This is a genomic window from Rhizobium sp. 21-4511-3d, assembly GCF_053522545.1.
Genome location: NZ_JBNWCF010000006.1, coordinates 46,603 through 59,086 on the forward strand (window position 1 = coordinate 46,603; position 12,484 = coordinate 59,086).

A 12,484-nucleotide genomic window follows, 5' to 3' on the forward strand; every position below is an offset into this window, starting at 1 on the left:
GGATCAGGCCCTCGCCTCGGCAGCCGGGGCAGGCTTGCCGACCCGGTGGAAGTCGCGGCCGAAATAGATCAGCCCGTCACGGTCGAGCTGGTTGCGGACCGCCTTCACGCGGCAGTAGAAAACGGTGTGTGTGCCGACTTCGGAGACGGAATCGACCTCGCAATCGATGGCGCAAACGGCGCCGTCCAGCGCCGGAGCGCCGGTTTCGAGAGTGCCCCAGCTGGCGCAGGCCAGCCGCTCGCTGATCGAAAGGCCCTTGGTCGCAAACTGCATGGCGACCGTCTTCTGTTCGGCCGAGAGCACGTTGACGCAGAGATTGCCGTTCCTGCGGATGATCTCGTTATTGGCGCTCGAACGGTTGATGCAGACGAGCAGCGTCGGTGGCTCATCGGTGACCGAGCAGACGGCCGAAACCGTGCAACCCGCGAGACCGGCTTCGCCATTCGACGTGATGATGTTGACGGCGGCCGCCAGGCCGGCCATGGCGTCGCGATACGCGGATTTGTCGACCACGTTCAATCCTCCTCCAGATCCCTGCAAGCCTTAGCGGGCGGCTGCGCCGCCGCGATATTGCGCGGCCGAATGCGTCGACGGCAGGCGCGCATGGCCAAACAGCTTGTCGCGATAGGTGCCGTCGGCATAGCTGGTCTTGTAGGCGCCCTTCTCCTGCAGCACCGGGATCAGCAGGTTGACGACATCGTCGATGCTTTCGGGGGCGACCGTGCGTGACAGGTTGAAGCCCGCCACGCCGGTTTCCTCGCTCCAGCCGATAAGGGTGTCCGCCACTTCCTCAGCCGAGCCAACCCAGGGCGCCTGGCGGCTGCCGAGCACCATCTGCTCCAGGAGCTTGCGGCGCGTCCATTTCGGACCCGCAGCCTTGTTCATGATCTCGACATTCGAGGTGATCGCCTGGCTCCTGCCGGTCTCGACCGGCTCGTCGATGTCATATTTCGAGAAGTCGATGCCGAGCGAGGCAGCCGCATGCACCAGTGCCGCTTCCGAGCTGACATAGCGCTTGTATTCCTCGAATTTCTCCTGCGCTTCGGCTGAAGTCTTGCCGAGCACCAGCGTGGCGCCGAGGAACACCTTGAGATCCTCGGCCGAGCGGCCCTTGGCGACGGCACGCGCCTTGATGTCGTCGGTGATGCCGCGGACATCTTCCTTCTTCTGGCCGTTGACGAAGACACATTCGGCATGGGTCGCGGCAAATTCGCGGCCGCGCGGCGAAGAGCCTGCCTGATAGAGAACCGGCGTACGCTGCGGCGACGGCGTGCAGAGATGCATCGCATCGACCTTGTATTGCGGCCCCTCGTGATGGATGACGCGCACCTTGCTCGGATCGGCGAAGACCGCGTTGGCGCGATCCATGACCACGGCGTCGTCATCCCAGGAGCCTTCCCACAGCTTGTAGACCAGCGACATATATTCGTCGGCGAGATCGTAGCGGTCGTCATGGGCGACCTGGCCCTGCAGGCCGATGGCGCGCGCCGCGCTGTCGAGATAGCCGGTGACGATGTTCCAGCCGATGCGCCCGCCGGTCAGGTGATCGAGCGTCGACATGCGCCGGGCAAATAGGAAGGGCTGCTCGTAGGTCAGGTTGCAGGTGACGCCGAAGCCGAGATTCTTGGTGACCGCGGCCATTGCCGGGATGACGATGGTCGGATCGTTGGCCGGCAGTTGCACGCCGCCGCGCACCGCCGCGTCCGGGCTGCCGCCATAGACGTCGTAGACGCCGACCACATCGGCAAAGAAGATGCCGTCGAACAGGCCGGCCTCGAGCTTGCGGGCGTATTCCGTCCAATATTGTAGATCATTGACGCGCACCGACTGATCACGCGGATGCGTCCACATCCCCTGCTGGATGTGACCCGGGCAAAACATATCGAATGCGTTGAGATGGATTTGGCGAGGCATTTATTGGCTCCCCCTCGTAAATGTTCGCTCTATCTGTCCACCATATTGGACGTTGTGTGTCACTATGATGAGCGATTGATCTATGTCAAGGAACTTTCTGAAAAGCGTGATCATGCCGCAGAACGCCCGCAGCACTGCATAAGCACGCCAGAACGCGGGCAGAAAGGCTTCGCATGGCGACACAAAGTCGTCACTATAAGAGTACGGAACACACAAGAAAGTTGCGGATAGACATGCTCCGCCTTCAGGCAGCCCAGAGAATCAGGACCGCTCGATCACGAATCGCGTAGCACGATCACCGCGTAGCGGCAGGGCCGGTCGCTCTCGTTGCAGAAAGTGCAGTCGTTCGGCGGCCCGAGCTCCAGGCAGTCGCCTTCCTTCATCTCGTGGCGCGCCTCGCCTTCGAGGAAGACCAGTTCGCCATCGAGCACCCAGATGATGTGCTTGCGATTGATATAGGACGCCGCAGGGAAGGACGATTCCTTGCCGGGCGGGAAATCGATATTGATGACATCGATCGGCGTCGCCGACCGCGGCGAGACGTGGCGGCGCGCATAGCCGGTCACCGGATCGATCCAGACGGGCTGCTCGCCCTTGCGCAGCAGCATCCCCTCCTGCATCTCGGCACGCACCATCAGCGTCGACATGCTCATCTCGAACGCACCCGCAAGCCGCGCCAGAAGCATCGCTGTCGGGCTCGCCTCGCCACGCTCGACCTTATGGATCATCGCCCGCGACACGCTCGACCGCTTCGCCAGCTCCGTCAGCGACCAGCCGCGCAGTTCCCGCTCAATTCTCACCCGTGCGCCGAGACGCTCATCGATATTATCCAACATGCGGATATCATTAGCGTCTCACGCCCCTCCCCGGCAACTGCCGCAGCGGAACTGTCAGATACTTTAAAAAGCCTGGACAAGCTGCCTATAGCAGCTTGTCCAGGGTGATCGGCAGGTCGCGGATGCGCTTTCCGGTGGCGTTGTAGACGGCATTTGCGACGGCGGCGCCGACACCGGTGATCCCGATTTCGCCGATGCCGCGGGCGCCCATCGGCGCCTGTGGGTCGGGCTTGTTCGTGTAGATGATGTCGATCTCCGGGACGTCCATCTGAACCGGCACGTGATATTCGGCGAGCGACGCGTTGACGACGCGGCCGTAGCGTTCGTCGAAATTGGTCTCTTCGGTCAGCGCCAGTCCAATCCCCATGATGATGCCGCCCTTGAACTGGCTGATCGCCGTCTTGGCGTTGAGGATCACTCCGGCGTCGAAGGAGCCCAGGAAGCGCGATATGCGGGTTTCGCCGGTGATTTCGCTGACCCTGACTTCGCAGAATTGCGCGCCGTAGGAGTGCATGGAGAAGGCCTCCATTTCCGCCGGTGGCGGTGCTTCACCCTGAACGACAAGCTCTTCCCTCCCCGCGCGGCGCAGGATCGACTGATAGGATTCGAAGCGTCCTTTCTCGTCGCGATGGCCGATACCGCCGTCTCTCGGCTCGACCTCGGCAAGCGAAAAGCCGGCAAGCGGCGAGTCGTTTCCGGCAAGCTTCAGCAGTTCATCGACGAAGATCTCTGTGGCCGCGATTACCGCACCTGCGATCGACGCCGTCTGCGTCGAGCCGCCAGCGATCACGCCGCGCGGCAGGGTGCTGTCGCCATAGTCGAAGGTCACGTCCTCGAAGGGGATGCCGAGACGGAGCGCGATATGCTCGGCCTGGGCGGTTGCCGTGCCCATGCCCATATCGTGGACAGCAGTGGAAACCGTTACTTTGCCCTCGGCCGTCAGCCGCATCCTCACGGCGCCGCCAGGGAAGCGGTGATAGGGATAGGTCGCGGTTGCGCATCCCATGCCGATCAGCCATTCGCCGTCGCGCTTCTGGCGCGGCACCATGTTGCGCGCGCTCCAGCCGAATTTCTCGGCACCCTTCTCGTAGCATTCAATGAGGCGGCGCGATGAAAAGGGCTTGCCGCTGGTCGGGTCCTTCTTTGGCTCGATGCGGCGGCGGAGTTCGATCGGGTCGAGCTTCAGCTTTTCCGCCAACTCGTCGATTGCCGATTCCAGCGCGAAGGTGCCGACGGATTCGCCGGGAGCGCGCATGAAGGTGTTGGCGAGCATATCCATGTCGGCCACTTCTTGCGCGAGCCGGAAGGCCCCGGCCGCATACATGTGGCGGGCCGGGAAGGTGAACTGCTCGGGACAGGAATTATGCAGCGTCATCGCGACGATGCCGGTGTGGATCAGGGCGTCGAGCGTCCCATCCGCCTTGGCGCCGAGCGCGACACGCTGCTCGGTGACGGTGCGCCCGCCGACAAGACGAAAGACGCCTTCGCGGGAGAGCACAATGCGCACCGGCCGCCCGGCGAGCTTCGCTGCCGCACAGGCAAGGATCTGGTGGTCCCACAGGCATTTCCCGCCAAACCCGCCGCCGACATAGGGCGATGTGACGTGCACATTCTGCGGGTCGATCCCGAAGATGTCGGCGAGCTGCCCGGCGGTCAGATCCAGGAGCTGGCTGGCATCGTGCATTCGCAGATGCTCGCCATCCCAGGCGACGGTCGCGGCATGCAGCTCGATGGCGTTGTGATTATGCCTGGGCGTCCGGTAGATCTGGTCGACGCTGACCTCAGCGCGTTTCAGAGCGGCCTCGGCGTCACCGATCTCCAGGATCGGCGGCTGGCCGAGCAGCGTTTCAAGCTGCCTCGGGGTCTTCTTCGCCTCCTCGAACGAGGTGACAGCCGGCAAGGCCACGTATTCGGTCTTGATCAGGCTTGCCGCATAATCCGCCTGCTCCTGCGTTTCGGCAAGCACACAGGCAACCGGCTGGCCGTTCCAGTGTATCTCGTCGTTCTGCATCACTGGCAGGTCGCTGGCGCCTGCGGCCGTCGGCGACGACATCATCAGCGACGGCGCCATCATCCGCGGGGCGTTGTGATAAGTCATGACGAGAATGACGCCCGGCGCCTTTTCTGCTGCCACCGTCTCGATCGACAGAATGCGCCCGCGCGCAATCGTGCTGAAACTCAAGGCCGCATAGCAGATGTTCTCATAGGGATATTCGGCCGCATAGCGGGCGCCACCCTGAACCTTCAGCGGTCCGTCTATGCGCGAAACCGGGCGCCCGAGCGCTCCATGCCGGCGCAGCATCGGATCCGATGTCACGGCGGGCTGCCAGCGGCCGGATTTTGCGGTGGTGGTTTCCGGCTGGGTGCTCATGCGCCCTCTCCCTTCAGTTCGTTGAGGACGGCAACGATCGTTCGCTTGGCGAGCTCGATCTTGAAGCCATTATCGCGAAGTGCCTTTGCGGATGAGAGCTCAGCCTCTGCCGCGGCCCGGAAGGTCTGTTCCGTGGCCGGTTGCCCTCTCAGCGCTGCCTCCGCTTTCGAAGCACGCCACGGCTTGGGCGCGACGCCGCCAAGCGCCAGCCTGACATCGCGGATGTTGCCGGCATCATCGATGTCGAGCGCGGCCGCCACCGAGACGAGCGCGAAGGCATAGCTCGCCCGATCGCGCACCTTGCGATAGGTCGAACGCCGGCCGAAGGACAGCTGCGGGATTTCCACTGCCGTGATCAGCTCCCGGGGCCGCAATTCGGTTTCGAGATCGGCACGATCGCCGGGTAGCCGGTGAAGTTCCGCAAGCGGGATCGCGCGCCGGCCCGACGGACCCTCGACATGAACCACGGCATCGAGCGCCACAAGCGCCACGCACATATCGGACGGATGTGTCGCCACGCAGGATGAGGAGGCCCCGAGAACGGCATGATAGCGATTGAAGCCGCCGATCGCGTCGCAACCGGCACCCGGTTCGCGTTTGTTGCAATGAGAGGCGTTGTCGTAGAAATAACGGCAGCGCGTTCTCTGCAGGATATTGCCAGCGACGGTCGCCATGTTGCGGATCTGCGCGCTGGCGCCGGAGAGAAGCGCACGCGACAGCACCGGATAGGCAGATCGCACCCGCATATCGGCCGCAAGCGCCGTGTTCTTGACCGCTCCACCGATCATCAGCGTGCCATCGCCGGTCTGATCAATGCCATCGGCAAGTGCAGTGACGTCGATGAGCGTCTCAGGACATTCGACTGTCTCCCGCATCAGGTCGACGAGATTGGTGCCGCCGCCGAGATATCTGGCGGCGCTGCTCTTTCCGGAGAGCTCGATCGCGGCGGATGGGGTGGATGCCTTCTCATAGGTGAAGAGGTTCATGCGCGTGCCCTCTCCTTCGTCTCAGCGGCACTCCGGCCGGAATAGGTCTCGGCTATTGCTTCGACGATGCCGTTATAGGCTCCGCATCGACAGAGATTGCCGCTCATGCGCTCGCGCAATTCAGTTTCCGTCAGAGCGATCTGTTCAGCAGCCAGATCCGGGGTGATGGCGCTCGGCACACCGCGGCTGATTTCCGCGGCCATGCCGATGGCGGAACAGAGCTGTCCCGGCGTGCAATAGCCGCATTGAAAGCCGTCATGCTCGATGAACGCCTTCTGCAGCGGGTGAAGATCGCCATTTTTGGCCAGGCCCTCGACCGTAGTGATGCTGCGCCCCTGATACTGGACGGCGAGCGCCAGACAGGAGTTGATGCGCTCCCCGTCGACAAGCACGGTGCACGCGCCGCACGCCCCCTGATCGCAGCCCTTCTTGGTGCCCATGAGGCCAGCATAGTTTCGCAAGAGATCTAGCACCGACGTGCGGATATCCGCAGTGATGTCGATCGGCTCGCCATTGATGGTGAATTGCATAAGCGTTCTCCTTATGCGCTGACGGTTTTTGAAACTTCACCCCAAGGGACCTAGAAAGCGGCGCCGAAGTTTCAAACGCTTTGTGATGGGGATTTCGCTGCGTAGCGGCGGCGAAGATCAACTCCTTGAATATTCGAGTCGATCCGATGCAATCGACCGTAGAAATGCGCTCGCGCGGCAAGTGTCAGAACGTCGCACCAAGCAACGCCCAAGTGCAGGCTTCAGCCTTTACTAAGGAGTCCCCTGCATAATGCTCGCCAAAGAGGGGCGGGCACGCGTCAGTGGGCAATAAATTAACGTGGACGAATAACGAGCTTGAAGACCTGGTCAGGCAGCTCGGCATTGCGCTTGAGGCATCCGGTATCGGGATCTGGCAGCACAATATTGCCAAGAACCAGACCCGGTGGGACGATCAGCTGCAGCGCATTTACGGCGTTGCCAAGGGCGAACACGACGTCATCTGGCTGGAGAGCGTGCATCCCGACGATTGTCCGGGTGCCAGCACGATCTTCAAGGCGGCCATTGCCAACAAGAGCGACTATGCCTCGGAGTTTCGCATCATCCGCCCGGATGGCGAGATCCGCCATATCCGCTCACGAGCTCAATATTTCGTCGACGGCCAGGGCGAGCCCTGCTTCATCGGCGCCGAATGGGATGTGACCGAAGACGCATTGCGCAACCAGCAGCTCGCCAAGCAGCGCGAAGCCGCCGAGCAGAGCCGGGCAGAAGCGCGCTATGCAGCCGATCACGATTCTCTCACAAGCCTGCTGAACCGCCGCGCCTTCGACGATGCCTTTGCGCGCCTGCTGCAAGCGTCCGAACCCGTTGCCTCGCTCTGTCATATCGATATCGACCGGTTCAAGGAGATCAACGACCGCTTCGGCCATGGCGGCGGCGATACGGTGTTGCGGCATGTCGGTTCCGTGCTTGCTTCGGGGATCGCCGGTGGCGAGATTGCAGCGCGCCTTGGCGGTGATGAATTTGCGGTTCTGTCGCTTTCGCCCGAGCCGGATCGAATGCGCGAGATCGTCGCGAGAATCCGCCAAGACCTGCATAAGCCGGTCTTTATCGATGGCGAGCCTTTCACCGTCGAATGCTCGATCGGCTACGCTCACGCGAGCGGCGCCGATGTTGCCGCGCTGCTGACGTCTTCCGACATCGCGCTCTACGAGGCGAAGAAGAACGGCCGCAATCGCGACCAGCTGTTTACGCCGGCACTTGCCGAGAAGCGCAACGCTGAAAAGCAGATGCTGCAGGAGTTGCGCAGCGGCCTGCACATCGGCGAAATCGTGCCCTTCTATCAGGTAAAGGTCCGCGCCAGCGACTATGCGATCTGCGGTCTCGAAGCGCTTGCCCGCTGGGAGAGCCCGAAGGGCTTGCGCATGCCGGGCGATTTCCTTGAGCTTGCTGCCGCCAATGGCCTGATGGACGCCGTCGATGACGCTGTCTTCCGCCGCGTGCTCTTCGATATCAATCGCTGGTCGATGGCGGGGATCAAGGTTCCGACGGTGTCGGTCAACCTCTCGGCCGCCCGCCTCGGCGATCCGTTGCTGCCCGGCAAGGTCAGCGCGCTCGGCATTGCGCCCGGCCAGATCAGCTTCGAATTCATCGAGACCATCTTCCTGGATACGCTGAGCGAGCAGGTGAAGCGCAATATCGAGCGCATCCGCCAGCTCGGCATCGATATCGAGATCGACGATCTTGGTTCCGGCCATGCCTCGCTGCTCGGCCTGCTCGAGCTCAGGCCCAATCGCGTCAAGATCGACCGCCACCTCGTGCTGCCGATCCTGAAGAGCGAGACACAGCGGCGGCTGATCGGCTCGCTGATCGACATTGCCCGCACGCTCGAGATCGAGGTCGTCGCCGAGGGTGTCGAGACGCTGGATCATGCCCGCCTGCTGGCCGGGCTTGGCGCCGATACGCTGCAGGGATACGCCTTCGGCCGGCCGCAACCGGCGCAGGTGACACAGGCGGTTCTGGAGACGGCCGCTACCCGCAGGATGGAGAATGCCGGCTGAGATGGTTCAGAACTGTCCTACGCCGTGCGCCTTGAGCGCATCGAGAAACGGTTTTGGCCGCAGGTCGGTATCGAGCGGCAGGCCACGATTGAAGCCGGGCGAGGTTCCGTCGCGCCAGTAGCCATGCTGCTTGTAGGCCTCGACCTCTTCGGGCGGTAGCCCAAGCCAGGAATAGCGATCCGTCAGCCCCCAGGTGGCGACGCCGCGCAGATCCTCGAAATCGCAGACCACATCGAGATAGCGCGCCACCTCCGCCCCGACTTTCGCATCGCGCTCTACCGCTGACATGACATAGTCGGCTTCGGTGACATCGAGCTCGGTGACGAAGACGAAGAGACCGAGATTACGGATCTCCTTCAAGAAGCTCGAAATGGCAGCCTGCGACACCGGCCCCTTGCGCAGGTCGAGATGCGCCTGCAGCCCGATACCACCTATCGGGGCACCACCTTTCTTCAGCCGCTCGAGCAGCCGCAGGAAGTGGTAGCGCCGGTCATGCTCCACGGTCAGATCATATTCGAGCCCATATTCGTTGATCAGCAACTCAGCACCTGGTGATGCCGCCCACGCCGCCTGAAGTGCCATCGCGATGTAATCGGCGCCAAAACAGTCCAGGAAGACGGATGGCCTGAGGCCGTCGTCCCGGAAGCCCGTATCGATCGGCTCGTTGACGACGTCCCAATAGCGGACACCCGCGTAGCGGCCGACCATCCGGCCGATATGACCCGTGACGGTGCTCCAGTCGCGGGTCTCGCGGAGATGGTCAGGCAGCCAGGGCGGCATGCTGCGGTGCCAGAGCAGCGTATGGCCATAGATCTCCTTGCCGTGATCCCTGGCGAAATTCGCCACCGTATCTGCTGCTTCGAACGAGAACTGCCCTTGCCGCGGCTCGATCTGGTCCCATTTGAACTCGATCTCCGGCGTCAGGCGGCTGCAATATTGCAGCAGAGAATCCCGGTATTGCCCGTCCGCTTCGATGAATTGGGTACGGGCGGCTGACCCGAAAGGGATAGGCCTACTCCTTTGGGATGAGTGTGCTGGCTTTAAGGATGAAGCGGCTGCAATTGCGCCCATAGCTCCGGTTGCAATATTCCTTAAGAAGCCCCGCCTCGACAACTCTGGCATTGTATTTCCTCAGGTAACGGCTTCTGCTTTTCACAGAAATAAGGCCTTCAGAAGATTAAAACCGCAATTTCCGGTTATCATATGTAATTGTATTTTCGGAAAAGCTATATTAATGGACCGTTAACAACAAGAAATAGGGGGAAACCTCAAGGACATTCTATCAACTGCTTGCTGAAGAGCCTTGTTCTTCGGAGCGCTATTGTATGGAGTCCTAAGGTGATAGAGTTTAATCATGCGACCGGGTCGCTGCGTCCCGCTCTTGAGGGCGCGAATATCCTGATAACCGGCGGCGCCGGTTTCCTCGGATCTCATCTTGCAGATCTGCTCGTTTCCCGTGGCAATCACGTTTATTGCCTCGACAATTTTCACACCGGCCGTGCGTCCAATCTGTCCAGACTCCAGTTCAGCAACCGCCTGAGCGTCGTGCAGCATGACGTAACCGACGAACTGCCCGATACGCTGCCGAAATTCGCCGAAATCTACAATCTCGCCTGCCCGGCTTCCCCGGTTCACTATCAGGCCGATCCTGTCTCGACGGCGATGATCAACTGCAAGGGCGCCTGGAATGTGCTGCGCCGCGCTGAACGCGATGGCGCCCGCGTCTTCCACGCTTCCACCTCGGAAATCTACGGCGATCCCGAAATCCACCCGCAGCCGGAACACTACTGGGGCAACGTCAACACCGTCGGCCCACGCTCCTGCTACGATGAGGGCAAGCGCTTTGCCGAGACGCTGTTTACCGATTTCGGCAAGACCCGCGGCGTCACCGTCCGCATGGTCCGCATCTTCAACACCTACGGGCCGCGCATGCAGCCGGACGATGGCCGCGTCGTCTCGAACTTCGTCATCCAGGCGCTGCTCGGCCAGCCGCTGACCGTCTATGGCGACGGCAGCCAGACGCGCTCCTTCTGCTATGTCGACGACCTGATCCGCGGTTTCGACCTCCTGATGCGCAGCGAAGTCGCCGACACGCCGGTCAATCTCGGCAATCCCGGCGAATTCACCATGGAAGAGCTCGCGCATCTCGTCCTCGAGATCACCGGCTCCCGCTCGCCGATCGTCCGCCTGCCGCTTCCGGTCGACGATCCCAAGCGCCGCAAGCCCGATATCAGCAAGGCGAGCGAGCTTCTCGGCTGGCGCCCTGAAGTGAGCCTCCGCGAGGGCCTGCTCAAGACCATCGAATATTTCGACGGCGAACTCAGACGGCAACCCGCCGCCGCCATCAGCGCTGCTGAATAACCTTCCGATCACATCATAGGTGAAACATGAAAGTCGTAATTGTTGGCTCCGGCTACGTGGGCCTGGTTTCCGGTGCGTGCTTTTCCGCCCTCGGTCATTCCGTCGTCTGCGTCGATAGCAACGCGCAGAAGATCAACCTCCTGAACTCCGGCGGCGTGCCGATCTTCGAGCCCGGTCTCGACGCCCTGATCAAGACCAATATCGATGAGAGCAGGCTGACCTTCTCGACCGATCTCAAGTCGTCGCTCAAGGGCGCCGATTTCGCCTTCATCGCCGTCGGCACGCCGACCCGCCAGGGCGGCAGCGAAGCGGATCTGACGAGCGTCTATGCCGTCGCCTCCGAAATCGCGCTCAGCGCCGAGGACGGTCTCGTCGTCGTCACCAAGTCCACTGTGCCGGTCGGAACCGGTGATGCCGTCGAGGCGATCATCCGCACGTCCCGTCCCGATCTCGTGTTCGCCGCCGTCTCCAACCCTGAGTTCCTCAAGGAAGGTAGCGCCATCGATGACTTCATGAACCCGGACCGCGTGGTCGTCGGCTGCGATGTCCCTTGGGCGACCGAGAAGATGAAGATGCTCTACGAGCCGCTGCGCGCCACGGGTGCTCCGATCCTCTATACCGGCCGCAATGCCGCTGAAGTCATCAAGTATGCAGCAAACGCCTTCCTCGCCATCAAGATCTCCTTCATCAACGAGATTGCCGACTTCTGCGAGGCGGTCTCCGCCGACGTCTCGGAAGTCGCAAACGGGATCGGCCAGGACACCCGTATCGGCCGCGCCTTCCTGAACCCCGGCCCCGGCTATGGCGGCTCCTGCTTCCCGAAGGACTCTCTGGCGCTTCTCGCCACGGCGCAGAGCCATTCCGTCAGCCTGCGCGTCGTCGAGAGCTCGATTGCCGCCAACGATGCCAGAAAGCGTGGCATCGGTCGGCGAGTCATCACGGCGCTCGGCAATCAGGTGCGCGGCAAGACGATCGCCATCCTTGGCCTGACCTTCAAGGCCAATACCGACGACATGCGCGAGGCGCCGTCGCTCAACATCATCGCCGCCCTGCAGAAGATGGGTGCCCGTGTCCGCGCCTACGATCCGGAGGGCATGGAGCAGGCGCGTCACTATCTGCAGAACGTCGATTATGCCGAGAACGCCTATGACTGCGTCGCCGGCGCCGATGGCATCGTTGTCGCGACCGAGTGGAAGGAATTCCAGGGACTCGATTTCGCCCGCCTCAGTTCGCTGGTCAGCCACCCTGTCATCGTCGACCTGCGCAACATCCTCGATAGCCGCAAGGTCGAGGCTGCCGGTTTCGAGCTTCACCGGATCGGCTCGCCGCGCCGCGCCGAGACCGCTTCGATCCAGGTCACCCCGCGCCTCTTGAAGCCCAAGAATACAGGCCGCGTCGAGCGGGAGCATCCGGCGGCCAATGGTTCGGTGCGCCCGGCGCCACAGCCTGCTGCAGTGTAATATCTATA

At 62.2% G+C, this 12,484-nt stretch carries 10 protein-coding genes; 3 read left to right on the forward strand and 7 right to left on the reverse strand.

Features of this window, described 5'->3' with window-relative positions; translation table 11 throughout:
* Positions 1-3: 3 nt before the first annotated feature.
* The 6 genes from ACQZ5H_RS14625 to ACQZ5H_RS14650 form a co-directional block, all read right to left on the reverse strand.
* The gene (locus ACQZ5H_RS14625) at positions 4-513 is read right to left on the reverse strand and encodes a flavin reductase (protein WP_413712473.1); all 510 of its coding nucleotides are present in this window, start codon (positions 511-513) and stop codon (positions 4-6) included.
* 30 nt (positions 514-543) lie between these two features.
* Complete coding sequence (locus tag ACQZ5H_RS14630) at positions 544-1,914, reverse strand: LLM class flavin-dependent oxidoreductase (RefSeq protein ID WP_449098129.1); 1,371 nt, start codon at positions 1,912-1,914, stop codon at positions 544-546.
* 275 nt (positions 1,915-2,189) lie between these two features.
* On the reverse strand, positions 2,190-2,750 hold the full coding sequence (locus tag ACQZ5H_RS14635) for a helix-turn-helix domain-containing protein (protein ID WP_449098130.1): 561 nt from the start codon (positions 2,748-2,750) through the stop codon (positions 2,190-2,192).
* A gap of 85 nt (positions 2,751-2,835) precedes the next feature.
* Positions 2,836-5,121 (reverse strand): xanthine dehydrogenase family protein molybdopterin-binding subunit, encoded by a 2,286-nt coding sequence (locus ACQZ5H_RS14640; RefSeq protein ID WP_449098131.1) that lies wholly within the window; start codon positions 5,119-5,121, stop codon positions 2,836-2,838.
* A complete protein-coding gene (locus ACQZ5H_RS14645; RefSeq protein WP_449098132.1) occupies positions 5,118-6,107 on the reverse strand; it encodes an FAD binding domain-containing protein in 990 nt (329 codons plus the stop codon). The genes ACQZ5H_RS14640 and ACQZ5H_RS14645 overlap by 4 nt, the downstream gene beginning before the upstream one ends.
* Positions 6,104-6,637 (reverse strand): 2Fe-2S iron-sulfur cluster-binding protein, encoded by a 534-nt coding sequence (locus ACQZ5H_RS14650; RefSeq protein ID WP_449098133.1) that lies wholly within the window; start codon positions 6,635-6,637, stop codon positions 6,104-6,106. The genes ACQZ5H_RS14645 and ACQZ5H_RS14650 overlap by 4 nt, the downstream gene beginning before the upstream one ends.
* Before the next feature lie 281 nt (positions 6,638-6,918).
* Here ACQZ5H_RS14650 and ACQZ5H_RS14655 point away from each other — a divergent pair, with 281 nt between their 5' ends.
* The gene (locus ACQZ5H_RS14655) at positions 6,919-8,655 is read left to right on the forward strand and encodes a bifunctional diguanylate cyclase/phosphodiesterase (protein ID WP_449098134.1); all 1,737 of its coding nucleotides are present in this window, start codon (positions 6,919-6,921) and stop codon (positions 8,653-8,655) included.
* Between the two features lie 6 nt (positions 8,656-8,661).
* Here ACQZ5H_RS14655 and ACQZ5H_RS14660 read toward each other — a convergent pair whose 3' ends face one another.
* Positions 8,662-9,777 carry an endo-1,4-beta-xylanase gene (locus ACQZ5H_RS14660; RefSeq protein WP_449098135.1) on the reverse strand — a complete coding sequence of 372 codons (1,116 nt, stop codon included), beginning with the start codon at positions 9,775-9,777 and terminating at the stop codon, positions 8,662-8,664.
* Between the two features lie 216 nt (positions 9,778-9,993).
* Here ACQZ5H_RS14660 and ACQZ5H_RS14665 point away from each other — a divergent pair, with 216 nt between their 5' ends.
* Positions 9,994-11,016 (forward strand): UDP-glucuronic acid decarboxylase family protein, encoded by a 1,023-nt coding sequence (locus ACQZ5H_RS14665; RefSeq protein ID WP_449098136.1) that lies wholly within the window; start codon positions 9,994-9,996, stop codon positions 11,014-11,016.
* Between the two features lie 26 nt (positions 11,017-11,042).
* Complete coding sequence (locus tag ACQZ5H_RS14670) at positions 11,043-12,476, forward strand: UDP-glucose dehydrogenase family protein (RefSeq protein WP_449098137.1); 1,434 nt, start codon at positions 11,043-11,045, stop codon at positions 12,474-12,476.
* Positions 12,477-12,484 lie beyond the last annotated feature (8 nt).